Below are 25712 nucleotides of genomic sequence, written 5' to 3'. Positions count from 1 at the left end.
ATTGCCCTTCCATGTTCATCTGGTATGGTTTCGCCATGACGGATTCCGCTGTGCATTCGCCCACGATCATGGCCCGCGAAACGGCGGAGGCGCCCGCGCGCTGCGCCGAGCAGGTGAAGCGTAACGCCGACCTGGTGCGGGAAGCGGGGCGGCGGCTGCGCGCGCTGGCGCCGCCCTTCGCCGCCACGCTGGCGCGGGGCAGTTCGGACCAGGCGGCGGCCTTCGCCAAGGTGCTGCTGGAAACGGGGGCGGGGGTGCCGACGCTCAGCCACGCGCCCTCGATCGGGTCGCTCTACCGTGCGACGTCGGCGCGTTTCCGGGACGTGCCGCTGATCGCCATTTCCCAATCGGGGCGCAGCCCGGACCTGATCGCGGCGGCGCAGGACGCGCAGCGTCAGGGCGCGCTGATCGTCGCCATCGTCAATGACGCGCAAGCGCCGCTCGCGCAGATCGCCGACATTTGCGTCCCCATCCATGCCGGGCCGGAGACCAGCGTGGCCGCGACCAAGAGCTTCATCGCGACGCTGGTGGCGCTGACGCATCTGGTGGCGGAGTGGAGCGACGACGATGCGCTGCGCGACGCGCTGGCGGCCGTGGAGGAGACGTTGCAGGCGGCTGTCGCGGCGGACTGGACCCCGGCGGCCGCGCTGCTGCGCGACGCGCGGGCGATGCTGGTGCTGGGACGCGGCCTTACCCTGCCGATTGCCGGGGAGGCGGCGCTCAAGCTCAAGGAAACATCGCGCATCCATGCCGAAGCCTTCAGCATCGCGGAGGTGGCGCATGGTCCCATGACCCTGATAGGAGCGGGCGATCCGGTTCTGGCGTTCGGCCCGATGGACGAGGCGCGGGCGGGGCTGCGCGATCGTCTGGCGGAGTTTCGCGGGCGCGGCGCGCATGTGATCGCCGCTGGCCTGGACGAGGATGTCGCGGCGGCGACGCTGGCCCTGCCGGGCCCGTCCAGCGGCCATCCGGTGCTGGGCGCGATCGCGCAGATCCAGAGCTTCTATGGCCTTGCCAATGCGCTGGCGCTGGCGCGGGGGCTCGACCCCGACCAGCCACCGCATCTGGCCAAGGTGACGCGGACCCTATGAGCCGCATCGCCCTTGTCGGCGCGGCCATTGTGCAGCCCGAAGGCGTCATTGACGATGGCGCGCTGCTGATCGAGGGCGATCGGATCATCGACATCGTCCCGCGCGGATCGCGGCCCGCTTCTTATGTCGAGCGGCCATTGGAGGGCGGGTGGCTGCTGCCCGGCTTCATCGACACGCAGGTCAATGGCGGCGGCGACATATTGCTGAACGACCGCCCGGATATGGAGGGGCTGCGCGCGATCGCGACGGCGCATCGCCGCTTCGGGACGACGGGGCTGCTGCCGACGCTGATCAGCGATGACGCCGCCATAGTGGACGCGGTCATCGCAGCCGGAGAGGCGGCGCTGGCGCAGGCCATGCCCGGCCTGCTGGGCGTGCATATCGAAGGGCCGCATCTCAACCCCGCCAAGAGGGGCATTCATGACGCGGCCAAGTTCCGTGCGATCGATAGGCAGGTGCTGGAGCGGCTGACGCAGCCGACGCGCGGCCGCCGCATCGTGACGCTGGCGCCCGAACTGGCGCCTGCGGGCGCGATCCGCGCACTGTCGCAGGCCGGCGTCATCGTGGCGGCAGGCCATAGCCTGGCTGATTATGATCAGACGGTTATGGCTTTGGCCGAAGGTTTGGCGGGCTTTACGCATCTGTTCAACGCGATGACGCAAATGGGGAGTAGGGAACCGGGCATGGTTGCCGCCGCCCTGCTCGATCGGACCAGCCATGTCGGGCTGATCGTCGATGGACTGCATGTCCATCCCGCTGCGTTGCGCGTGGCGCTGGCCGCGCGCGGAGTGGAGGGCGCGATGCTGGTCACCGACGCCATGCCGCCGGTTGGAGGCGAGCGCACGCGCTTCACCCTGATGGGGCAGGACATCCAGGTGGTCGATGGCACCTGTCGCGGGCCGGATGGCACGCTTGCGGGATCGGCGCTCAGCATGGCGCAAGCCTTTCGCAACGCCATGGACATGCTGGGCTGCTCCATCGTAGAGGCGTCGCGCATGGCGAGCGGCAATCCCGCGCGCTTCTTGCGGCTGGAGCGGGAGACAGGAATGATCGCGCCGGGGTTGCGCGCCGATCTGGTTCATCTCGACGCGCAGCGCCGGGTGCGAGCAACCTGGATTGCGGGCATGGCGAGCGAGGCGGGCGAGTGAGCGACCTGATCGCGACGCTGCGCACGATCGTCGGCGGCCGCCATGTGCTGACGAGCGCGCGCGCGACGGCCCGCTATCGCCAGGGCTATCGCACCGGATCGGGCGCAGCGCTGGCGGTGGTGCGGCCCGGCAGCCTGGTCGAGCAGTGGCGCGTGGGGCGGGCTTGCGTCGCGGCGGACGTGTCGATCGTGATGCAGGCAGCGAACACCGGCCTGACCGGCGGATCGACGCCCGATGGCGAGGATTATCCCGGCTGCTGCGTCATCATCAGCACGGTCCGCCTGGCGCATCTGCATCTGATTCGCGACGGGCGGCAGGCCATCTGCCTGCCGGGCACGACGCTGCATGCGTTGGAAAAGGCGCTGAAGCCGATCGGGCGGGAGCCCCATTCGGTGATCGGCTCATCCTGTTTCGGCGCGTCGGTGGTGGGGGGCATCTGCAACAATAGCGGCGGATCGCTGGTCCAGCGCGGGCCCGCCTTCACGCAGCTCAGCCTGCATGCGGTGGTGGAGCCGGGCGGAAGCTTGCGCCTGATCAATCATCTGGGCGTCGCGCTGGGCGATGATCCCGAGGAGATGCTGCGGCGGCTGGACAGCGGCGCGTTCAGCGAAGCCGATGTCCAGGATTGCGCGGATCGCTGGGCGCATGATCATGGCTATGCCGCCCATGTCCGCGAGATCGACAGCGCCACGCCAGCGCGCTTCAACGCGGACGCGCGCCGCCTGTTCGAAGCGGCGGGCAGCGCGGGCAAGCTGATCGTCTTTGCCGTGCGGGTCGACAGCTTTCCGCGGGAGGAGGGGGCGGCGACCTTCTACCTGGGGACCAATGATCCCGCGCGCCTGACGGCGTTGCGCCGCGCCATATTGCGCGACGCGTCGACCCTGCCGATCGCGGGCGAATATATGCATCGCGACGCGTTCGACATCGCCGATCGCTATGGCAAGGACATGTTCGTCGCGATCGAGCGGCTGGGCACCGACAGGCTGCCGGCCCTGTCCGCCGCCAAGGCCTGGTTCGACGGCCTGCCCTTCCTGCAGGCAGGGTTCAGCGATCGGATGATGCAGCGGATCGGCCGCCTGTTGCCCGATCATCTGCCGCGCGCGATGCGGCGCTTTCGCGACCGTTTCGCGCATCATCTGCTGCTCAAGGTGCCTGAGGCCGCGATCGGCGAGACGCGCGCCTTGCTGGCGACCCTGTTCGCCGACGCTGAGGCCGATCATTTCGAATGCCCGGCCCCGATCGCCGCCAAGGCCTTCCTTCACCGCTTCGTCGCGGCCGGGGCGGCGGTGCGCTATCGCGCGGTCCACAGGCGGGCGGTGGCGGACATCGTCGCCCTGGACATCGCCCTGCCGCGCAATGCGACCGAGTGGCAGGAGATCCTGCCGCCGGACATGGAGGCGCAGGTGATCCATCGCCTCTATTATGGCCATTTCTTCTGCCACGTCTTTCATCAGGATTATATCGTGCGCAAGGGCGTGGAGCCGATCGCGTTCGAGCATCGGCTCTGGCTGCTGGACCGACGCGGGGCGGAATATCCGGCCGAACATAATGTCGGCCATCTCTATCGGGCGAAGCCGGCGCTGGAGCGTTTCTACCGCGCCATAGACCCGCGCAACCAGTGCAATCCGGGGATCGGCCAGACTGCGCGCGCACGATATTGGGGCGATGAGCACAAGGAGGCGGCCCGTCCATGAGCTATTTTCTGGGCATCGATGCGGGGGGCAGCAACTGCCGCGCGCGGCTGATCGCGGCGGACGGGACGGTGATCGGCACGGGACAGGGCGGCACAGCCAATGCCCGCATCGGGCTGGAGCCGCTCTATGCGACGCTGCGCGCCGTGTCGGACCAGGCGATTACACAGGCCGGCCTCGCGCGCGATCAGGTCGCCGCCATTCGCGCGGGCATGGGCATTGCCGGCATATCCCGGCCAGGGGTGCGATCCGCGCTGGCGGATTTCGCCTTTCCCTTTGCCTCGGTCGCCTATGAGACCGACGCCTTCATCGCCAATCTGGGCGCGCATGGCGGCGCGGACGGCGCTATCCTGATCCTGGGCACAGGCAGCATCGCGCAGGTGCGGGCAAAGGGACGCGACTTCACCATCGGCGGCTATGGCTTTCCCATTTCCGACGAGGGCAGCGGGGCGGCGCTGGGGCTGAGCGCGATGCGCCATGCGCTGCGCGCGCTCGACGGCCGCACACGCGCGACGCCGCTCAGCCGCGCGGTGACCGAGCGGTTCGGCCATGACACCGCCCGCGCGATCGCCTGGATGGATGCGGCCAGCCCCAAGGATTATGGCAGCTTCGCGCCGCTGGTGATGGACCATGCGGAAGCGGACGACGCCATCGCCCGGTCGATCGTCGAGGATGCCGTGCAGCATATCGAACGCTTCATCGAGACGATCTTCGAGCGCGGGGCGACGCGCTGCGCATTGCTGGGCGGGCTTGCGCCGCGGATGCAGCCCTGGCTGCGCGCGCGCACGGTCGCGGGATTGAGCGCGCCGATGGGCGATGCGCTGGACGGGGCGCTCCTGCTCGCGGGCTATCGGCGGGCCGCGCAGTAAGAAGCGGTGCGCGTCATTCGCTTTCCCGAGCACTTACCTCTCGACAAGGGCTAAATTGCAGCCATAGTTCGCACCTCTTGCGCGAGCGCTGTTTAAAGGCAGCGTCGGCTGGAAGGGGAGGGGAGATGAAATGGATGCCAATTATTCGATAGCGTCCGACAAGAGCCGTAACCTTGTCCGAATAAAGATGGCGGGCTTTTTTGGACAAAAGGATGTGCAGGATTTCGCCGCAGCCTATCGGGATGCTTTGACCGCGTTGAAAGCGCCAGGCCATTTGACGATCACCGATATAACGGATATGCCGATACAGGCCCAGGATATCATCGCCACCTTCGCGACGGCATTTGCTCCGCCTGAGGTGCGTTCACGCCGGATCGCTTTCATATGCAGTTCGTCGCTCTCACGGCTGCAGGCACAGCGCCTTTTCGGCAGAGACGGCGTTCGTTTTTTCGATTGCGGCGATGAAGCCGAGGCATGGCTTCTCGAATGATGCGCCTGGCGCGGTAAAGCGGCGCGTGCGTCACTCGGCGTCGGGCTGCTGCTCCGGGCTTGCATCAGCGAAGGCAGGGAGGGCGAGGCACGCGCGCTCGACCGCCAGCAGGCGCGGCCAGCGCAGGTCCGCGCCGAAGCGCCGGGCATTGACCAGTTGCGGCACCAGGAACAGGTCGGCGAGGGTGACGTCTGCGCCGAAGCAATAGGGGCCAGGCTGATCGGCGATCATCGCGGCGCAGGCGTCCAATCCATCCTCGATGACGGTCGCCGCCCACGCCCTGACCGCCGCGCCGTCCAGGCCAGCTTCGCGCAGGCGGTCCAGAACGCGCAGATTCTGGATGGGATGAATGTCGCAGGCGATGATCTGCGCGAAGGCGCGGACGCGCGCGCGCAGCAGGGGATCGGCGGGGAGGAGCGACGGCATCGGCTCGCGCTCCTCAAGATAGTCGCAAATGGCGAGGCTTTGCGTCAGCACCGCGCCATCAATCTCCAGCGCCGGGACAAATCCCTGCGGATTGAGCGCCAGGAAATCAGGCGCATGCTGCTCGCCCTTGCGCAAATGATGCGATCGCTGCCGGTAGGCGATGCCCTTCAGATTAAGCGCGATCCGCACGCGATAGCTGGCGGTCGAGCGGAAATAGCCGTGAAGGACGATGTCAGTCATGCGGCGCTGCGCCGGTCGCGTTCGCACCTGTCTCTTTCCTTATCATTTCGCTCTCCTTCCAGTCCCCAGGCTTTTCTGCGCATGTTGCAGCCCGAGAGCCCGAGGGCAACCGTTCGGGCATGCTGAGACGACGACAAGGCCCCTATACCGGTCGCGACGATCCTGCCATGACGCTAGGTGACTGGACCCGTCGACAGGGCGCGCCGGAAAAAGGGGGAGCCGCGGGGGCGAGCGCATGACGGACAATGAGATATTCCTGCTGATCCTGCTGATGATCATGGGGCTACCCTGGATCATCTGGCGCATGCTGGGTGACGATGATCGCGCGCCACTGGTGGTGGTCCAGATTATCGTCGGGGTGCTACTGGGGCCCGGCGTGCTGGGCATGGCGGCACCGGCTCTGCATGCGCAGATCTTCAATCCGGGCGCGATCGCGGCGCTCAACGGCATCGCCTTGTGGGCGGTGATGCTGTTCATATGGCTGGCGGGGATCGAGCTTGACCTCAGCGCCGCATGGGCGGCGCGACGGGACAGCTGGACAGCGGCGGGCCTGGCGCTGCTGACGCCGCTGGCGCTTGGCAGCTTTGCGGGCTGGCTGATCCTGATGCGGCCGGGGTGGATCGGCGCGCAGGGCCAGCCATGGCAGGCGATGCTGGGCATTGGCATGGCCTGTGCGGTGACGGCCCTTCCCATTTTGGTGTTGTTGATGGACCGACTGGCGATCCTGCGCGCGCCGCTCGGCCAGCGGGTGCTGCGCTATGCCAGCCTGGACGACATCGCCATTTGGGCCGTGCTGGCGCTGATCCTGCTGGATTGGCCGCGGATGGAACGGCAGCTGGGCTTCCTGCTCTGCTTTCCCTTCGTCGCCTGGGCGATGCGCGCGCTGATGCAGCGCATGGCGCCGGCCGAACGTCTGCGGCTGTCGATGGTCTGGCTCGCGCTTGCCGGGCTTGCCGCCGACTGGGCCGGGCTGCACTTCATGGTGGGCGCCTTCCTGGCCGGGGTGGTGCTGGACCGCGGATGGTTCGATGGCGACGCGCTCGACCGGCTGCGCGATATGCTGCTGCTGACGGTTATGCCGGTCTTCTTCCTCAGCACCGGGTTGCGGACGGTCTGGGCGATGGGCGGGGTGGAACTGATGTGGGTGACGCTGTTGCTGCTGGCTGCGGCGGTCGGCGGCAAGCTGCTGGGCGTGCGCATCGCCGGTCGGTTGCTCGGCTGGCGGCGCGGCGAAGCGAGTGTCATTGGCTGGTTGTTGCAGACCAAAGCGCTAATCATGATCATCTTCGTCAATATTCTGCTCGACCGGCAGGTGATCAGCGGCGCGACCTTCACGGCCCTGCTGCTGATGGCGCTCGCGAGCACGATGCTGACGACGCCGATGGCGCGACGCGGCTTGAGCAGCCTGACCGATCAGGATGCTATGAATGATCCACGAGTCACTGCCGCAGGGCCGCCGCACCCCAGCTGACGGGCAGCATTTCGTTCGGTGCATCTGTCGCCAGCGCGACCAACTCGATTATCGCGCCGCCGCGCCCTTCCACGTTGCTAAATTTGGCAGCCTCGCCCCGCTCGCTCGGCACGGACCTTCGTCGCCGAAAACGACAAGCGCCGCCATCAGCCCCGTTCCGGATGCGGGCGCTGTCGTTGACGCGGTCCTTCAACGGTGAAGCGACCAAAGCCTCGGTTGCACTCTCCAGCCACACTCCATCCCCTCGTCCCGACGCCGATCAGTATCTTTGCAGAACGAAGATATTCTCGTTTTGAACAGCTTGCGAATGAACTACGCGGAAACGGAATTTTTCGGCGCAATAATCGAGTAATTGCCTGAATTCTCTATGAGTCCAGGAGTGGACATGAATGTCCATCTGCGCATCCATGATGCGTCGCGCCGCCTCCTGGACTTCGGCGGTTGGAATATGTTGTCCCGTCATTACCGGATGCACATATTCGACATGCTCAAGATAGGCCTGAAGCTTGGTCGTCGCGCCGCCATCAGCAGCGTCAGCAATCATGTGCTGAATAGTCGTGACAGGCCGGTCGCGATCCCATGTCTTCGACTTTTCGGGCACTACCAAAAGGAAGATGCCGGACTTTCGTAGCACGCGAATGGCGTTTTTAATGGAGCCTACAGGATTGAACAGATGTTCGATAACATGCGCACTGATGACAAAATCAAGAGAGGCATCCTTGATGCCTGCCATCGTCTGGGCGTCAATATATCCGTTGACGGCTACATCAAGGCCATTGAAATAATGATCCAGCGCAGCCTTGTCGCGAATGTCGCCATAGTAGCATGTAGCGCCTGCTGGCAGGAAAAACGGCCGGGAACCTGCGCCGACCTCTATCCCACTGCCTTTGATCCACACAGACGATAAGGTCCGGCGCACGGCTTCGATTTCGATCACCGCATGCTGTCCCTGCATCTCACGACGTTGAGAATGAAGAATGGCGCAACGAGCAGCCAGATCATGCACTGGGAATTCCATCCAGAATTCCGTCGTCTCATCAGCAGTCATCAAGTGTCTCCCACTCTGCACTATGATCATTGATTGCATGATAGTGAACTGGTGCGACTCGATCAGCTGTTCTGTTGTTCGATATATCCTTTTTTTACCAAGAACTTGGTATCATCACATGAGGCTTCCAGTCACTTTTACGCCTCAAGTATTCAACATAACTTATCCTAAAGTGAATAGCGCCTGCAAGCTCATCCAGTTTGGATACAGGGGGATTTAGCGAGCCATATGGTCGATCGACAGGTTTTCACATCCTCTCAGACAGAGCGCGCAGGATCTCACCACCCTTTTTGCGAGGATGGGTTTCCGTTCATCGTAGTTGTTCAAAAACAAGACGTTCATTCGGTGTAAGACAAGGCCCAGCGGTGATTTTCTGAGGCCAGATATTTCATATGACCGCTGCGAGCTGGCGATGCCTGCCTGCCCCATCCGCCGGGGTGAGGCGCAGCTCGTCGCGCATTTTGGGGTCCCACTTTACGATCGCAAACTCTTTTTAGCCCAGTCCATTAGCCCGCAAGTGCGGCTTGATCGCAGCTCGTGCCTTGCGGACAACGAGGCTTAGGCCTTCCGGTTTGCGGCAATCACCAGGGGAACTGCCGCCAACATATCCGAAGAGGTAAGGAAAAGCGTGCGGCCGCCTTCCCCGATACAGCAGTTGGCGATCGCCTTGCCGGTGCGCACGACACCCAGCACCGCGCCATCCGCCGTGCAGACATGCACCCCGCCCGGCCCGGTCGCAAAGACATGGCCGTTCGGCGCAACGTCGATTCCGTCCGGCAGGCCGGGCTCGCCCGCAGCATGTCCGGCGCGCATGTTCAGGAAGAGACGAGGCTCGCCCGGCATTCCCTGGGCATCGAGCGGATAGGCCAGCAGTTGGGGGCGCGTTTCGTCCGACAATGCCAAATAGAGCGTTTGCCCATCGGGCGATACCGCCACCCCATTGGGCCTTTTGTGGCTGCGATCCAGCAATGTCACCTTGCCGTCGGGATCGAGCCGATAGAGGCCGCAAAAATCCAATTCGCGCAGCGGCGACTCATCAGCCTGCGCCAACCCATAAGGCGGATCGGTGAAGTAGATCGCGCCCGATGGCGCGATGCACAGATCATTGGGGCTGTTGAATCGCTTGCCGTCATAGCGGTCGGCGAGGACCGTGCGCTGCTGCGTGCGCAGATCCACTTTCACGATCGCCCGCGTTCCGCTGTCGGCGCCCACCAACGTGCCGTCGGCCATGATCGCGATGCCGTTGAGGCCGGGTTCACGGATCGCCCGCGGCACCGGCGTCTGCAATCCGGACGGCGACAGAAAGGGGGTCGCGCCCTGTCCCCGTTGCCAGCGATAGACGATGTTGGACGGCGGATCGCCGAACAGCAGATACGCGCCCTGCGGCACCCAGGCGGGTCCCTCGGCCCAGCGATAGCCGGTCGCCAATATCTCCACCCTGGCGTCGGGAGGAATGATGCGGTCGAGCGCGGGGTCGATCCGCTCGACTCGCGGCGCCATGGCGGGGACGGCGCCCAGTGCGCTATCCACCAGCGGCAGCGCGGCCAGACCGGCGACGAAGGCGCGACGTTCGATCATGCGCCAAGGTCGATCGTGCGCCGCTCCGCGGCCGATCGATAGATCGCCTCCATCACGCGCAGGTCGGCCAGTCCCTCCTCGCCCGGCACGATCGGGCGCGTGCCATGGAGGATGCACTCGGCCAGATGATCCAGCTGTCCGGCGAACTGGTTCTTGGGCGGTTCGGGCAGGGTGCGGGGCGCTTCCGCGCCATCCTTGCGGATGCGCATGACATGGCCGCTATAGGGCGTGGCCGGCTCCATATCGATCCACCCCTGCGTGCCGACGACCCGGTAGCCATTATGCGCCGAACTATAGCTCGACACGCAGGTCGCCTCGATGCCCGATGGAAAGCGCAGCAGGAAGCTGATGCGATCCTCCACGGTGCGGAAGCGGGGGTCGGCGCGGTCGGTCGCTTCGATCGCGCTCACCGCGACCGGTTCCTCGCCGCTCAAATAGCGCGCGGCGTTGAGGCTGTAGATGCCGATGTCCATCAGCGATCCGCCGCCCGACAAGGGCCGGTCGAGCCGCCACTGATTGGGCTGGATCGGGAAGCCATGTTCGGCCGTGATGATCCGCGTGGGGCCGACATGGCCGCGCCGGGCAAGATCAATAGCCAGACGGTTATAGGGTTCGAAGCGCGATCGATAGCCGATCATCAGCAGCTTGCCCGCCTTGCGGCTGGCGTCGATCATCGCCTGGCATTCCGCGACGGAGATCGCCATCGGCTTTTCGCACATCACATGCTTGCCCGCCTGCGCGGCGCGGATGCTATATTCGGCATGCATGCTGTTGGGCAGCACGACATAGACCACATCAATATCCGGATTGTCGCGGATCCGGTCATAATCGGCGTAGCTGTAGCGATGGGTCGCGGGCACGCCATATTGCTCGCCGTAGCGTTGCAGCTTTTCGGGCGTGCCGCTGACCAGCGCGACGAGCCGCGCATGGTCGCACCCTCTGAAATTCGGCATGATCTGCCGCGTGGCATAGGAGCCAAGGCCCACGATCGCATAGCCGATCGTCCGCTGCGCGGCCCCGGCCCTCGATGCGCCAAGGCCCGCCACCGCCAGGCCTGCGCCCTTCAATATCGTGCGTCGTGTCTCGTCCGTCATCGTCATCCTCCCAAAGCCGCTACCGGCCTGAACGCCCATGCAGGTCCGTCGATCCGATGGTCAGTCGGCCGCGCGCGCCATCGGTCGGCCGGACGGTTCGGGCAGCCAGCCTAATGTGCTGGCGATGATCGCCACCTGGGTGCGGTTGCGCACGTTGAGCTTGCGCATGAGGGCGGTCATATGGACCTTTACTGTCGCCTCGGCCATGCCAAGCTCATAGGCGATCTGCTTGTTGAGCAGGCCCGAATGGACACAGCGCATGACCTTGATCTGCGTAGGGGTCAGGCGGGCCGGGGCGATCGCGGCAGGCGCGCTGCGCCCTTCTTCCTGATCGCGAATGGCATGCGGATTCGAGGCGACGTGCATCTTTCCTCTCCTTGTTCCGGACCCGACCAGGACAGATGGTCTTCTGTCGGGACTCGTTAGCGTTACCTTATGAGAATCAGTCAGACAGGTTCAAGCGAAATATTTCAGTCATTGCAGGTTTTGGCTGGATATTGCGCAAATGCCGCGATAACCTGTCCAACAGGTTTAAAGGCCAACCGCGCATATCCGGTGAGGTCCGCAGTACGGAAAAGGGGGAGAGGATGGCGCTATCAATAGGTTTGTCTGGCATGAGCACCGGCCCTGCGGGAGCGCACTTGTGACTCCGGCCGACTATCGACTGATCGCGGCCGCGATCATCGGCATTGCCCTTTCCATCGCCCTCATCATCAAGGGCCGGCTCCATCCCTTTGTCGGCCTGTTGTGCGGCGCCTTCACCGTCGGCCTGCTCGCGGGGCTGCCGATGGAGGAAACGGCCAAGGCGGTCGAAAAGGGGGCGGGCGCCATCCTGGGCGGCACTGGCCTCGTCGTCGCGCTGGGCCTGGGCCTTGGCGCCATGCTGCAACTGTCCGACGGCGCGGGCGGCCTCGCCCGGTCGGCCCTGCGCCTCTCGGGCGCTCGCGGCGCGCCCTGGGCCAGCCTGTTCACCGCGATCATCATCGGCCTGCCGCTCTTTTTCGAAACCGGGCTGGTCCTGCTGCTGCCGAACGTCGCTTCGGCGGCGGCGGCGCTGCCCGCGGGGCAGAATGGCGACACCGCCAAGCTGCGGCTGATGCTGCCAGCGCTTTCGGGCCTGTCGGTCGTTCATGCGCTGGTGCCGCCGCATCCCGGTCCGCTGCTCGCCGTCAACGCGCTGGGCGCCAATCTCGGCCTCACCTTGCTCTACGGGCTGATCGTCGGCATCCCCACCGCGATCATCGCCGGTCCACTGCTGGCGCGCTTCACCGCGCCCGGCGTCACGCTCAGCCCGCCCTTGCTCGACCCGGTGCGGGCCGACGTGCCCACCCCTTCGGTCGGGCGCGCCTTGAGCGCCGTCCTGCTGCCGGTCTTGCTGATCGCCGCTGGCCAGGCGGTCGCGCTGATGCCGCCGCCGGTCGCCGTCCATTTCGCCTGGCTGACCTGGGTCAGCGATCCGGTCGTCGCCCTGCTGGTCGCCACGCTGGTCGCGTTGCCGCTGCTGTTCGGCCGGCGCATCACCGACAGCCGCATCCAGGGCGCGATCTGGACCGAGGCGATGACGCCGGCGGGCGGCATCATCCTTGCCATCGGCGCCGGCGGCGCGCTCAAGCAGGTGCTGGTAACCGCCGGCCTGTCCGACCTTCTGGTGCGGATCGCCGATGGCGGCGCGATCTCGCCCCTGCTGCTGGCCTGGGGCGTGTCGGTCTGCATTCGCCTCGCGACAGGATCGGCGACGGTGGCGACGATCACCACGGCGGGCGTCATGCAGGGCCTGGTGACCGCCTCGGGTGTGGAGCCGGAATGGATGGTGCTGGCGATCGGCGCGGGCTCGCTCTTCTTCAGCCATGTCAACGATCCCGGCTTTTGGCTGGTGAAAAGCTATCTCGGCACCGACATGCCCGGCACCTTCAAGACCTGGTCGATCATGGAAACGGTGGTGGCGGTGGTGGGCCTGCTGCTGGTAATGCTCGCCAGCAGCATATTCTAAGGGAGCAGGCCCGATGACCCTCGTGGCGGGCGCAACGCAGACATGAACCAGGTCCGACTGTCCGATCAGGCCTATGCCGGCATCGTCGAGATCATCAAGTCGGATGATCTGGAGGTCGGCGCGCGCCTGCCATCCGAAGCGCGGCTGGCCGAGACCTTTGGCGTGTCGCGCGCCATCGTGCGTGAGGCGCTGGTGCGGTTGGCGTCGGACGGCATCACCGAAGCGCGCCGCGGCGCCGGCTCCTTCGTCAAGAGCCGCCCGTCCGAGCGGCTCGCTGCATTCATGCCGATGAGCGAATTGCCGACGACGCTCGGCAGCTATGAAGTGCGCTTCGTGCTGGAGGCGGAGGCCGCGCGACTGGCGGCGACGCGGCGCACAGCGCAGGAAATGGCGCATGTGGAGGAAGGCATGGCGCTGCTGCGCGAAGCCTTGCTCTCCAGCGAACCGGCCCATGCCGAGGATATGGAATTGCACCGGCGCATCGCGGCAGCGACCGGCAATCCCGCCTTCCTGCAGGCGTTCGACGCGCTATGGCCCGATGTCGAGAAGATCATGCGCGCAGGCGTCGATATTTCGCGGTCCCGCCCGCCCGAAGTGGTCGAAACCATGCTGCGCGAACATGAAGTGATCGTCGCCGCCATCCGAGCCCAGGATCCGGACGGCGCGGCGCTGGCGATGCGCTGGCATTTATGGGAAGGCCGCCGGCGACTGATGCCCTGAACGCGGGTTCAGCGCAGCCAGTCCAGCGCCGCGTCGCGCAGGGCGGTCGGGGCCGCGTCCGTATCAATGATCATCGCGCCTTCGTCGGGCGTCGGCCGCTCCAGCGTCGCGAGCTGACTGTCGAGCAGGCTGGCGGGCATATAATGGTGCGGTCGCGCCGCGAGGCGAGCGAGCAGTTCCTCGCGACTATGCTCCAGCAGGATGAAGCGCACCGGCGCGGGGATGGCCGCGCGCAACCGCGCCCGATAGGCGCGCCGCAGCGCGGAACAGGCGACCACGGCGGTGCCGTGCGCCAAGACCGCATCGGCCGCTGCCTGCCCCAGCCGATCGAGCCAGGGCCAGCGATCGGCGTCGGTGAGCGGCTGCCCTGCGCGCATCTTCTCGACGGCCTGCGGGGAATGAAAGGCGTCCCCTTCCAGGAACGGCGCATCCAGCGCCTCGCCCAGCAGCGCGCCAAGCGTTGATTTGCCGCAGCCGCTCACCCCCATGACGACGATGGCCAACGGAGCGGCGGGGACGGGGGCGGGTGAAGGCGGCAAAGCAGATCCTCGCGATCGATGCGGCGTCCCCTGCACAAGGCATCGCCTGACGGCCATCCTATAGGGGCGCGGGGCAAGGCATGAAAACTACGACCTTTGTCGCAAGTGCCCTAACCTGCGCGCTCCTTTAGCCATGGGGCAGGATGCAACAATCATGGGGAGAGGCGGTGATGATCGGACGCAGCATCATGGCGGCGCTGCTGGCGGCGACGGCACTGGCGAGCGGGAACGAGGCGTGGGCGGCGAGCGCGTCCGTCTTTCCCAAGCCGCCGGAGGAACCGAGCGCCGTCACGGTCGCCGGGCGGGGCGACGGCCGCACCGACGACAGCGACGCGATCCAGCAGGCGCTCGACCGCGCGCGCGACAAGACGGGCCATGGCATGGTCTTCCTGCCGTCGGGCACCTATCGCATCAGCCGCACCCTCATCGTGCCCCCCGGCGTGCGCGTCTATGGCGTCGGGCCGACGCGTCCGGTCATCCTGCTGGGCGCGAACACGCCGGGTTTCCAGCAGGGCGTATCGACGATGATCGTCTTTGGCGGCGGCGACCAGTATCGCGTCGGCGACGTGCCGGTGCCCGTGCCGACCATCGTGCCGCGCGACAAGGTGGTGCGCGACGCCAATTCGGGCACCTTCTATTCGGCGATGAGCAACATCGACATAGAGATTGGCGCCGGCAATCCGGCCGCGGCGGGCGTGCGCTTCCGCATGGCGCAACATGCCTTCCTCAGCCATATGGAGTTCCGGCTGGGGGATGGCTTCGCCGGCGTCTACCAGGCCGGCAACATCATCGAGAATGTCCATTTCCAGGGCGGCCGCTATGGCATCGTCACGGAAAAGACCTCGCCCGCCTGGCAGTTCACGCTCATCGATTCGACCTTCGACGGGCAGCGCGACGCCGCCATTCGCGAGCATGAGGTCGACCTGACGATGGTCAATGTCGCCATCCGCAACACGCCCGTCGGCATAGAGGTGGATCGCGGCTATGGCGACTCGCTGTGGGGCAAGGATGTCCGGTTCGAGAATGTCAGCCGCGCCGGGGTCATCATCTCCAACGAGAATAATGCCTTCACGCAGATCGGTTTCGAAAATGCGCTGGCGCAGAACAGCCCGGTGTTCGCGCGATTCCGCGACAGCGGCCGCACGATCGCGGGCAAGGGGCCGGCCTACAAGGTTTCCTCCTTCTCCTATGGCCTCATGGTGCCGGACCTGGGCCATATGGGCGAATATGGCACCCAGGCCGATATGGAGGCGCTGCCCGCCATGCCGGCGCCGCGCACCCCCGCGATCCGTGACCTGCCGGCGATGGCGCAATGGGTGAATGTCCGCACGCTGGGCGTCGTCGGCGATGGCAAGGCGGACGATACCTCCGCCATCCAGAAGGCGATCGACGCCCATCCCATCCTCTATTTCCCGACCGGCTTCTACAAGGTCACGGACAGGCTGGTGCTGCGGCCCGACAGCGTGCTTATCGGCCTGCATCCCGCCATCACCCAACTCTATATTCCGGACGAAAATCCGCGCCATGCCGGCCTCGGCCCGGTGCTGCCGATCCTTGAAAGCCGCAAGGGCAGCGACACGATCCTCTCGGGCCTCGGCCTCTTTACCGGACGGGTCAACCCGCGTGCGTCGGCCCTGCTGTGGCGATCGGGCGAGCAGAGCCTGGTGGAGGACGTGAAGATCATGGGCGGCGGCGGCACGCCGACCGCGGATGGCAAGATGCTGGGCTCGCTGATGGTTCATACCGGCGATCCGGTGACCGACCATCGGCTCGACGCGCAATATCCCAGCATCTGGGTGACGGACGGAGGCGGCGGCACCTTCGCCGACGTCTGGAGCCCCAACAGCTTTGCCCAGGCCGGCTTCTATATCAGCGACACCAGCACGCCGGGCCATGTTTACGAAATGTCGGTCGAACATCATGCCCGCAACGAATTCGTGCTCGACAATGTGCAGAACTGGGAATTCCTCGCGCCCCAGACTGAGCAGGAGGTGGGCGATGGGCCCGATGCCATCTCGCTCGACATCCGCAACTCGAAGAACCTGCTCTTCGCCAACTATCATGGCTATCGCGTCACCCGCACCTATGCGCCGGAAAAGAGCGCGGTGAAGCTCTATAATTCCAGCGACATCCGCTTTCGCAACGTCCATGTGAACGCCGAAAGCGGCTATGCGACCTGCGACGACGAAGGCTGCGGCACGTTCCTGCGCGCCAGCAAATATCCGTTCGACAATGCGATCGAGGATGTGACGCGCAAGCTGCTGGTGCGGGAACGGGAATTCGCCAAGCTCGACATCGGCGCGCCTGACCGGACGATCGCGCCGCCGACGGCCAGCATGGCGCCGGTGGAAAAGCTGGAGGACGGATTCTGGTCTATCTCAGGCGCGGCGGTCGACGCCAAAGGCGCGCTCTATTTCATCGACCGGCGGTTCCAGCGCATTCATCGCTGGAGCGAGGGACGGGGGTTGGAAATCATCCGCGACCATGCGCTCGATCCCGTCAATCTGGCGGTCGACGCATCGGGGCATCTGCTCGTCCTGTCCTCGCTCGGGCCCAAGGCTGGCGTCTACTCGATCGATCCCGAAGGGCCGCTCGACCAGATGACGCTGATCCAGCCGACGCCGGTGCGGCAGGCGTCGGGCAAGCGCACGCTGCTGCCGGTCAACTGGTGGAATAATGGCGAATTTCGCGACCAGCTCGATCATGAAAGCTATGAATTCACCACCCTGTCAGAGATGTTCGCGCGCGACGTCGGCACGCCCAAGGCGCGGGAATATGTCTCCCCCGATGGCAGCCTGGCGCTGCCGGCCTTCCGCGTGTGGCAGCAGGGGCCGATCGATCATAGCGGCTGGCGCTGGTCCGACAGCCTCAACGCCCATGGCTTCGTCAGCGGCAAGCCGGGCGAGCGGCTGTTCGTCACCAACGCGTCGGAAAATATCACCTACAGTGGAACGGTGGGCGCGGGCGGCGCGCTGACCAACCTCAAGCCCTTTGCCAATCGCGGCGGCGAAAGCGTCGCGGTGGACGGGCAGGGGCGGGTGTTCGTCGCCAACGGACAGATATTCGTCTATGGCCCGGACGGCGTCCAGACCGGCCGGATCGACGTGCCCGAACGGCCGCTCCAGATCCTGTTCGGCGGCCCGGACAAGCGGACGCTCTTCATCCTCACCCATCGTGCGCTCTACGCCGCAAAGCCATGAAAATCCGCGGTTCTGCAGCGTCTACGACCTATGTCGTAAGTGCCGCGCGACCCGCTTCGCGATAGGAACAGGAACCATCGCCGCAACAGGCGGGCCGGCCCGCTGGGCGGCTGATACAGGGAAGGATCGAAGAAGGTGAGGACATTCATCACGCGGCAATGCGCTAGCGCCAGCCTGACCGCCCTTGCGACCATGGCGCTGGCCGGCATGGCCCAGGCCCAAACTGCCCCGGCCGCCGCGCCCGCGCAGGACGTCGCCCTGCCGCAGGATGCGGCCGACACCCCGCCGCCCAGCGCCGCCGACATCGTCGTCACGGGTTCGCGCATCACCACCAGCGGCTTCAATGCGCCGACCCCCACCACGGTCATCGGCGAGGAACAGATCGCCAACAATGCGCAGCCCAATGTGTTCAACACCATCGCGCAGCTGCCCTCGCTGCAGGGATCGACGGGCGCCGCGACCGGCACGTTCAGCACGTCGAGCGGCCAGCAGGGCCTCAGCTCCTTCTCGCTGCGCGGCCTTGGCACCATCCGCACGCTGACATTGCTCGACGGGCAGCGCGTCGTCGGCGCGAACGTGACGGGCGTTCCCGACATTTCGATGTTCCCGCAATTGCTGGTGAAGCGCGTCGACGTGGTGACTGGCGGCGCCTCCGCCTCCTACGGGTCGGATGCCGTGGGGGGCGTGGTCAATTTCATCACCGACACCCGATTCGAGGGGTTCAAGGGCAATATATTGGGCAGCATCACCAAATATGGCGATGATGAAACCGCGCTGGTCCAGGCGGCCTATGGCACGTCGGCGCTGGACGGGCGGCTGCATTTCGTCGTCAGCGGCGAATATGACCATGAAGGCGGCGTCGACGCCGGCGATTTCGGCACCGACCTCGCCGGCAGCCGCGACTGGTATCGCGCCACGACGTTGTTCAACACCGGCCAGACCAACAACGGGCTGCCACAATATGTCTATGGCGACTATGCCCAGCCCTACCAATATGCGCGCTATGGCCTGATCAACAACGGCCCGCTCCAGGGCATCGCCTTCGACGCCAATGGCGCGCCCTATCAGTTCCAATACGGCTCGAACGGCCAGCCGCTCGGCAATGGCCGGGTCAGCAATTGCTTCGCGGGCAACAGCTTCTGCCAGGGCGGCGACCTGTCCGGCGCGCCAGGGTCGGGCGCCTCGCTCAAATCCTCGCTGGAGCGCATCAACGGCTATACCCGGATCGGCTATGACTTTGCCGACAACAATGAAGCCTATGTCACCGTCAACATCGCGCAGGTGAAGACCAACAACCAGCCCAGCCCCGGCTATGGCCGCGCGAACCTGACCGTCCAGTGCGACAATGCCTTCCTGCCGCAGTCGATCCGCGACCGATGCGCCGCCGCCGGCATCACCAGCTTCAATTTCGGGTCCGCCAACGCGCAATTGCCCGACCCGCAGGTCTATACCGACCGCAAGCAATATCGCTTCGTTGGCGGGCTGAAGGGGCAGTTCGGCCTGGGCGGCACGGACTGGAACTATGACGCCTATTATGAGCATGGCATCACCATTTCCGACATCCGCGTGCGCGACATCGTGTTGCAGAACCGCTATGTCGCTGCCGCCGACGCGATCACCGTCGATGGCGCCATCGTGTGCCGCGACCCGGTGGCGCGCGCCAATGGCTGCGCCCCGATGAACATTTTCGGCAATTTCGCGCCATCACTGTCCGCGCTCGCCTATGTCGCGCCGCATGAAAATGGCCCGTTCCAGCATACCAAGCTGACGCAGGACGTGGTCAGCGCCAACTTCTCGGGCGAGCCGGTCGAACTGTGGGCGGGGCCGCTCGCGGTGGCGTTCGGCGGCGAATATCGCCGCGAATTCTACCGCGTGAACGCCGATCCCTATGGCGCGGGCGTGTCCGACCTCAGCCCCAATGACGAGAATTATCCCGCCGATCCGCTGCTCAATTCCAGTCTTGGCAGCAATTGGGCGGCCGGCAACTACAAGAATGGCCGCGGCAAATATGAGGTTTATGAAGGCTTTCTGGAAATCAACCTGCCGCTCTTCGACAGCCAGGGCGCAGGGCGCGCCAACCTGAACGCCGCCGGCCGCGGCACGCATTACAGCACGTCCGGCACGGTCTGGGCGTGGAAGGTGGGCGGCACCTGGGACACACCGATCGACGGCGTCCGCCTGCGCGCCGTCACGTCGCGCGACGTCCGCGCGCCCAATCTGTCGGAACTGTTCGCCGCGCCGACCGTCACCAGCGTTCCCAATTTCAATGATCCCTTCCAGGGTCAGGCGGTGCAGATTTTTCAGAACACCATCGGCAACCCCGACCTCAAACCCGAAATCGCGCGCAACACGGAAGTCGGCATCGTGCTGGCGCGGCCATCCTGGGCGCCGGGGCTGAGCCTCTCCTTCGACTATTATGACATCAAGCTGAGCGGCGTCGTGTCTAGCCTGTCAGCGCAGCAGATCGTGCAATTCTGCTTCGAGGGCAACCAGGCCTTCTGCGGCGGCTTCAGCCTCGACAATGCCAACCAGCAGCTCAACTATGTCAATGTCCAGCCGTTCAACCTGGCGTCATGGAAGACCAGCGGCTTCGACATCGAGGCAAGCTATCATTGGCAGCAGCCGCTTGGCCTGCCCGGCAGTCTGACGTTGCGCGCTCTGGGCACCCATATCCGCAAGTTCGTCGTCGAAGCGGGTATCGCCGGGGTAGACCCGGTCGATCAGGCCGGCGCCAACAATGGCAACACGCCCGATTGGAAATGGCTGGCGACCCAGACCTATGACAGCGGCCGCTTCACCCTGACGGTGCAGGAACGCTGGTTCAGCGACGGCACCTTCGGCAACCAATATGTCGTGTGCCAGACCAATTGCCCGGCATCGACCACCAATCATCCGACGATCAATTTCAACAAGATGAAGGGCGCCTTCTACATGGATGTCGGCGCAAGCTACAAGATCACGGACCAGGTCTCCATTTACGGGAAGGTCGACAATCTGTTCGACAAGGATCCGGTCGCCTCTCCCCAGACCAATACCGGGCTCGACATCAATCCGGCGCTCTACGATACGCTGGGCCGCATCTATCGCGCCGGCGTCCGCTTCAACTTCTGATATCCCCTTACCCGTCCCCCACCCACCTTGTCCCGGTCCTGCACGGCCGGGACATATTTTTCCCAGTGGAGAGCATGATGAAATACGGATTGAGTGGAGCCTGCGCATCGATGCTGTTGTGCCTGGCGGGCGCGCAGCCGGCGCTGGCGTCGCCATCCGTCTATGTGACCGCCCCCGACGAGCCCCGCGCCGTGACGGTGAAGGGCGTGGGCGACGGCCGCGCCGATGACAGCGCCGCAATCCAGCAGGCGATCGATCAGGCCGCGGCGGCCGGCGGCGGCATCGTCTTCCTGCCCGCCGGAACCTACCGCATCAGCCGCACGCTGTTCCTGTGGCCGGGGGTGCGCCTGTTCGGCATCGGCGCGCAGCGGCCGGTGATCCTGCTCGGCGCCAACACGCCCGGTTTCCAGCGCGGCGTCGCGCATATGCTGATGTTCACCGGCAGCCAGCGCCAGACCGACAAGGGCACGCCGACCGCCGCCTTTCCGCCCGCCGGCAGCGTCCCCTTCAACAAGGACATCGCCGACGCCAATCCCGGCACCTTCTATTCCGCGCTGACCAATGTCGATTTCCGCATTCTGGACGGCAATCCGGCCGCCACCGCCATCCGTTTCCATTCGGCCCAGCACAGCTATGTCTCCCATGCCGACTTCCACATCGGGTCGGGCCTGGCCGGGCTCTATCATGTCGCGAACGAGGCCGAGGACCTGCATTTCCACGGCGGCCGCTACGGCATATTGGCGGAAAAAACCTCCCCCGCCTGGCCCTTCGCCCTGGTCGATTCCAGTTTCGAGGGGCAGCGCGACGCAGCCATTCGCGAACATGAAGCCGGGCTCACCATGGTCAATGTGTCGATCCGCGACACGCCCATCGGGATCGAGATCGACGAAGGCTATGGCGACTGGCTGTGGGGCCAGGACATGCGCTTTGAAAATATAGCGAAAGCCGGCGTCGTCATCTCCAACGAGGAGAATGTCTATACCCAGGTCGGCTTCCAGAATGTCGTGGCGGCCAACATGCCCGTCTTCGCGCGCTTCCGGGAAAGCGGCCGCACCGTCGCCGGCAAGGGCGCAGCCTATAAGGTGGACAGCTTCACCTATGGGTTGACGCTGCCCGGCACGGGCCGCATGGGGACCTACCGGACCGACATGCAGGCCGCGCCCATCGGCGCCTTGCCGGCCGCCCCCGCTCTGGCGATCCGCACCCTGCCGCCGGTCAGCGACTGGGTGAGCGTCCGCTCTCTGGGCGCGAAGGGCGACGACAGGACGGACGACACCGCCGCCTTGCAAAAGGCGATCGACACGCATCGCGCCGTCTATCTGCCGGCCGGTTTCTACCGGATCAGCGACACGCTGCGGCTGCGGCCCGACAGCGTATTGGTGGGCCTTCACCCCAGCCTGACGCAGATCGTCCTGCCCGACGCGTCGCCCGCCTTTCAGGGCGTGGGCGCGCCCAAGGCGGTGGTCGAAAGCGCGCAGGGCGGCGATGCGATCGTCCAGGGCATCGGCATCAACAGCAATGGCGCCAATCAGAGAGCGACGGCCCTCCTCTGGAAAGCAGGCGCCAATTCGATGGTCAACGACGTCAAATTCCAGGGCGGGCACGGCACCAACTTGTTCGATGGCACGCGCGTCAACCCCTACAACAATAACGCCACGGGCGATCCGGACGCCGCGCGGCGCTGGGACGGGCAATATGCCAGCCTCTGGGTGACGCAGGGCGGCGGCGGCACCTTTGCCAATATCTGGAGCCCCAGCACTTTCGCGCATCCCGGCATCCTGATTTCCGACACGCAGACCCCAGGCCGCATCATCCAGGCGTCGGTCGAGCATCATGTCCGCAGCGAAATCACGCTCAACCGCGTCTCCAACTGGGAATTGCTGGCGCCGCAGACCGAAGGCGAGGGGGGCGAAAGCGGCGACGCGACCGCGCTGGAGATCCGCGATTCCGACAATATCCTGGTCGCTAATTTCCATGGCTATCGCGTCACACGCACGCGCAAGGCCGCGCCGGCCGCCATCACCCTCTACAATGTCCGCGACATTCGTTTTCGCAACGTCCATGTGAACGGCGAAAGCGGCCTTGGCACCTGCGACGAAAATGGCTGCGCGACCTTCCTGCGCGTCACCAAATTTCCCTATTCCAACGCCATCCGCGACGTGACACACGGGCTGGACGTGCGCGAGCGCGAATTCGCCGTGCTCGACGTCCAAGCCGCGCCCGATCCGGTGACACCCGCGCGCTTCGGCGGTCCGGTCGAAAAACTCGCCGATGATTTCCATTCCATCGGCGGCGGGGCGATCGACGCCGACGGGCGGCTCTATTTCATCGATCGGCAGTTTCAGCGCATCTGGCGCTGGTCCGAAGCGGGCCGGCTGGAAATCGTGCGCGACGCCGCGCTCGACCCCGTCAATCTGACGATCGATCGCTCGGGCAATCTGCTGGTCCTATCCTCACAGGGGCGCAACGGCACCGTCTACAGCTTCAAGCCCGGCACGCCCGACACGCAGATGACCGTCATCGCCCCAACGCCGATCGCGCGCGATAAGGATGCCGCCGTCACCATGCCCGTCAACTGGTGGAACAATGGCGAATTTCGGGACCAGATCGATCCGGAAAGCTATCGCTTCACGACGCTGGAGGAGATGTTCGCGCGCGACATGGCCAAGCCCAAGGCGCTGGAATATGTGTCGCCGGACGGGTCCGTCGTCCTGCCGGCCTGGCGCGTCTTCGCCCAGGGGCCGAACGACCATCGCGGCCGGCGCTTCTCCGACTCGCTCGACAGCTATGGCTTTGTGCAGGCGCGGCCGGGTGCTCGACTATTCGTCACCAACGGCTCGGAAAACCGCACCTATAGCGGCGTCGTGGGCGCCGGCGGCACGCTCACCGACCTCAAGCCCTTCGCCAATCGCGGCGGGGAAGGGGTCGCCACCGACGCACAGGGCCGCGTCTATGTCGCCAACGGCCAGATCTTCGTCTACGCCCCCGACGGGCAGGAAATCGGCCGGATTGACGTGCCCGAACGCCCGCTGCAACTCGTCTTCGGCGGCAAGGACGGCAAGACGCTCTACATCCTCACCCACCACGCCCTCTACGCCACACGGCCGCAATAGCGGCACATGGGATCGGTCAGAGGACGAGCACCCGGAGACGCTCCACCATCGCTACGCGGCGCCGGTCGCAGTTCTGCATCTTAAAAAATCCTCCCCTGGCAGGGGAGGTGTCGCGCGCGCAGCGCGTGACGGAGGGGTGTCACCCTCACGAAGGCGCTCACCCGGTCGACGGCCATGCTCCCGAGACTGGACATGAATGTTCGATAATAAGGATTATGTAAAATACACAAATGGGCAATCATGCCGCGCACTTGTCGCTTTCGCTGTCCGCTTTACGCATCAGTTCTTATAGCGCGCGAAACCGAAAGTCGCGGAAACGCGCCTTTCCCGGACCTGCGGCGTAGAGCCCCGGACGCAGCATCAGAAAGCCGCCGCGCACATTATGATGGTACCCCGACACTTCCATCCCGCGGTCGAAGCGGCTCCAACTGCGGCCGCCGTCGCCGCTCAGATGGTAGGACACGATATGGTGCCGGTTGACCACCCGCATCCGCATGCGGCGACCATGCGGATTGGCCGGGCGTCCGCGCTCCAGCCCATATTGATGCGTGACGAACCGCGCCTCATCGAACCCCAGCCCGCAATAGAGCTTGTCGTCGTAAAAGAGCAGCAGACCCGCCGTGCCCCCCGGCGCGATCTCGATATCGCACTCGAACATGTAGGACGGGTCGCCCGCTATCAGCAGCAGCGGCGACGAGTCCACCGGCGCCGTCCCACGCCCCTGGAGCAGCAGCGCGCCATCCTCCACCCGCGCCCGGCTTGCTTCGTCCGGCGCGGGGCGGAAGAAATTCCATTTCGCCCCCAGACGCAATGTCGAAAAATCGTCGGACAGCGCCATGCCATGGGGCAGCGCCTGCCCACCCTTCGGTTTGGGCAGCGGTTGCGACAGGTCGCCCCCGGTCATGCGGAACCAGCCGTCGCTGGTCCATTCAACCGGATCGAGCAGCGTCTGCCGCCCCAGCGTCCACAGGCCATTCTCATAGCCATGATAGACCGCCCACCAGCTTTTGTCCGGCGCCTCCACCAGGCTGGCATGGCCGCGCGACCACCAGCGCTCGTCCAGGCTGGTCGTGCGCACCAGCGGATTGGCCGGATGCTGCTCCCACGGGCCATGGATGGATTTGGAACGCGCGGCGATGACCATATGCCCGGTCGGCGGCCCCGCCGTCCCGCCCACGGCCGTCAGCATGTAGAACCAGTCGCCATGGCGATGGATTTTCGGCCCTTCGGGCGAGAAGCCTTCGACGTCCCAATCATCGGGGTAGCGCCAGGGGTCATAGACATGCTCGACCGGCCCCACGGTCGACAAGCCGTCCTCCGCCAGCCGGATGCGGTCGCCGCCCGACAGGAACAGCCATCGACTGCCATCTTCCCCGACCGCGTGGCAGGGATCGATATGGTCGTGCAGCTTGAGGTCTATGGGGTCGCTCCATGGCCCGTCGATCGTGTCGGCATGAATGACGAAGATGCTGTTGGGCTGCGCCTTCACCGGAATGTAGAGGAAATAGCGCCCCGCATGCTTTTCCAGACTGACCGCCCAGACAGAGCCGATATTCTGGCGCAGCGCCGCTCCGCGCGGCTGCCAGTTGATGAGGTCGCGACTGTGCCAGATGGTCAGGCCGGGATAGGAATCGAAGGTCGAAAAGGTCATGTAATAATCCGCGCCGTCCTTCAGGATGGCGGGATCGGGCCGATCGCCGGCAATCAGCGGATTGAGGAAGCGCCCGTCGCCCAGGTCGGCGATCCGTTGATTGTCGAATCCTCTTTTCCATTCCGGCGCCGTGGCGCGCTCGGCCAAGGGGGCGGCGAAGGCCGATCCCGGGCCCAAAGCGACCGCGCTCCCCGCCAGGGCTCCGGTCAGGGCGTCGCGGCGGCTGATCGTCATGGCTGCTT

Annotated in this window: 18 protein-coding genes; 11 read left to right on the top strand and 7 right to left on the bottom strand. The window is 65.4% G+C overall.

Annotation, left to right across the window (positions count from 1 at the left end):
• The first annotated feature begins 35 nt into the window (after positions 1 to 35).
• The 5 genes from ACGGKE_RS15360 (at position 36) to ACGGKE_RS15340 (ending at position 5289) form a co-directional block, all read left to right on the top strand.
• Positions 36 to 1091, top strand: a complete 1056-nt coding sequence (locus ACGGKE_RS15360) for an SIS domain-containing protein (RefSeq protein WP_394442713.1) — start codon at positions 36 to 38, stop codon at positions 1089 to 1091.
• Complete coding sequence (gene nagA, locus ACGGKE_RS15355; RefSeq protein WP_394442710.1) at positions 1088 to 2239, top strand: N-acetylglucosamine-6-phosphate deacetylase; 1152 nt, start codon at positions 1088 to 1090, stop codon at positions 2237 to 2239. Before ACGGKE_RS15360 ends, nagA begins: the two co-directional genes overlap by 4 nt.
• On the top strand, positions 2236 to 3933 hold the full coding sequence (dld, locus tag ACGGKE_RS15350) for a D-lactate dehydrogenase (protein ID WP_394442707.1): 1698 nt from the start codon (positions 2236 to 2238) through the stop codon (positions 3931 to 3933). The genes nagA and dld overlap by 4 nt, the downstream gene beginning before the upstream one ends.
• Entirely contained in the window at positions 3930 to 4799 is an 870-nt protein-coding gene (locus ACGGKE_RS15345; RefSeq protein WP_394442704.1) for a BadF/BadG/BcrA/BcrD ATPase family protein, read from the top strand. Before dld ends, ACGGKE_RS15345 begins: the two co-directional genes overlap by 4 nt.
• Positions 4800 to 4929: 130 nt before the next feature.
• Positions 4930 to 5289: a hypothetical protein gene (locus ACGGKE_RS15340; RefSeq protein WP_394442701.1), complete on the top strand. Its 360-nt coding sequence runs from the start codon at positions 4930 to 4932 to the stop codon at positions 5287 to 5289.
• Positions 5290 to 5319: 30 nt separating this feature from the next.
• On the opposite strand, the gene maiA is transcribed toward ACGGKE_RS15340, so the two are convergent.
• Positions 5320 to 5946, bottom strand: a complete 627-nt coding sequence (gene maiA / locus ACGGKE_RS15335; protein WP_394443108.1) for a maleylacetoacetate isomerase — start codon at positions 5944 to 5946, stop codon at positions 5320 to 5322.
• Positions 5947 to 6190: 244 nt separating this feature from the next.
• Between maiA and ACGGKE_RS15330 the strand changes: the two genes are divergently transcribed.
• Positions 6191 to 7426, top strand: a complete 1236-nt coding sequence (locus tag ACGGKE_RS15330; RefSeq protein WP_394442698.1) for a cation:proton antiporter — start codon at positions 6191 to 6193, stop codon at positions 7424 to 7426.
• A 259-nt stretch (positions 7427 to 7685) separates the two neighbouring features.
• On the opposite strand, the gene ACGGKE_RS15325 is transcribed toward ACGGKE_RS15330, so the two are convergent.
• From ACGGKE_RS15325 to ACGGKE_RS15310, 4 genes are all read right to left on the bottom strand, one after another.
• Positions 7686 to 8474, bottom strand: a complete 789-nt coding sequence (locus ACGGKE_RS15325) for a methyltransferase domain-containing protein (RefSeq protein WP_394442695.1) — start codon at positions 8472 to 8474, stop codon at positions 7686 to 7688.
• A gap of 558 nt (positions 8475 to 9032) precedes the next feature.
• Positions 9033 to 10052, bottom strand: a complete 1020-nt coding sequence (locus tag ACGGKE_RS15320) for an SMP-30/gluconolactonase/LRE family protein (RefSeq protein WP_394442692.1) — start codon at positions 10050 to 10052, stop codon at positions 9033 to 9035.
• Complete coding sequence (locus ACGGKE_RS15315; RefSeq protein WP_394442690.1) at positions 10049 to 11146, bottom strand: Gfo/Idh/MocA family protein; 1098 nt, start codon at positions 11144 to 11146, stop codon at positions 10049 to 10051. Before ACGGKE_RS15315 ends, ACGGKE_RS15320 begins: the two co-directional genes overlap by 4 nt.
• Positions 11147 to 11206: 60 nt before the next feature.
• Positions 11207 to 11512: a response regulator transcription factor gene (locus ACGGKE_RS15310; RefSeq protein ID WP_394442687.1), complete on the bottom strand. Its 306-nt coding sequence runs from the start codon at positions 11510 to 11512 to the stop codon at positions 11207 to 11209.
• Positions 11513 to 11789: 277 nt separating this feature from the next.
• On the opposite strand from ACGGKE_RS15310, the gene ACGGKE_RS15305 reads away from it, so the two are divergent.
• Positions 11790 to 13136, top strand: coding sequence for a gluconate:H+ symporter (locus tag ACGGKE_RS15305; protein ID WP_394442685.1), 1347 nt, complete (start codon positions 11790 to 11792; stop codon positions 13134 to 13136).
• Between the two features lie 42 nt (positions 13137 to 13178).
• Positions 13179 to 13856 carry a FadR/GntR family transcriptional regulator gene (locus ACGGKE_RS15300; protein WP_394442682.1) on the top strand — a complete coding sequence of 226 codons (678 nt, stop codon included), beginning with the start codon at positions 13179 to 13181 and terminating at the stop codon, positions 13854 to 13856.
• A gap of 8 nt (positions 13857 to 13864) precedes the next feature.
• Here ACGGKE_RS15300 and ACGGKE_RS15295 read toward each other — a convergent pair whose 3' ends face one another.
• Positions 13865 to 14395 (bottom strand): gluconokinase, encoded by a 531-nt coding sequence (locus ACGGKE_RS15295; protein WP_394442679.1) that lies wholly within the window; start codon positions 14393 to 14395, stop codon positions 13865 to 13867.
• 170 nt (positions 14396 to 14565) lie between these two features.
• Between ACGGKE_RS15295 and ACGGKE_RS15290 the strand changes: the two genes are divergently transcribed.
• The 3 genes from ACGGKE_RS15290 (at position 14566) to ACGGKE_RS15280 (ending at position 23819) form a co-directional block, all read left to right on the top strand.
• Positions 14566 to 17595, top strand: a complete 3030-nt coding sequence (locus ACGGKE_RS15290) for a glycosyl hydrolase family 28-related protein (protein ID WP_394442676.1) — start codon at positions 14566 to 14568, stop codon at positions 17593 to 17595.
• A gap of 192 nt (positions 17596 to 17787) precedes the next feature.
• Positions 17788 to 20706 carry a TonB-dependent receptor domain-containing protein gene (locus tag ACGGKE_RS15285; protein ID WP_394443106.1) on the top strand — a complete coding sequence of 973 codons (2919 nt, stop codon included), beginning with the start codon at positions 17788 to 17790 and terminating at the stop codon, positions 20704 to 20706.
• Positions 20707 to 20816: 110 nt separating this feature from the next.
• Positions 20817 to 23819 carry a glycosyl hydrolase family 28-related protein gene (locus ACGGKE_RS15280; RefSeq protein WP_394442673.1) on the top strand — a complete coding sequence of 1001 codons (3003 nt, stop codon included), beginning with the start codon at positions 20817 to 20819 and terminating at the stop codon, positions 23817 to 23819.
• Positions 23820 to 24105: 286 nt separating this feature from the next.
• Here the strand turns inward: ACGGKE_RS15280 and ACGGKE_RS15275 are convergent, their stop codons facing one another.
• Positions 24106 to 25704: a family 43 glycosylhydrolase gene (locus tag ACGGKE_RS15275; RefSeq protein WP_394442670.1), complete on the bottom strand. Its 1599-nt coding sequence runs from the start codon at positions 25702 to 25704 to the stop codon at positions 24106 to 24108.
• Positions 25705 to 25712 lie beyond the last annotated feature (8 nt).

It is taken from the genome of Sphingobium naphthae (assembly GCF_043589935.1).
Classification (GTDB): domain Bacteria; phylum Pseudomonadota; class Alphaproteobacteria; order Sphingomonadales; family Sphingomonadaceae; genus Sphingobium; species Sphingobium naphthae_A.
Note: the sequence above shows the minus strand (reverse complement) of the source record. Positions and strands in the feature narration are given on the sequence as shown.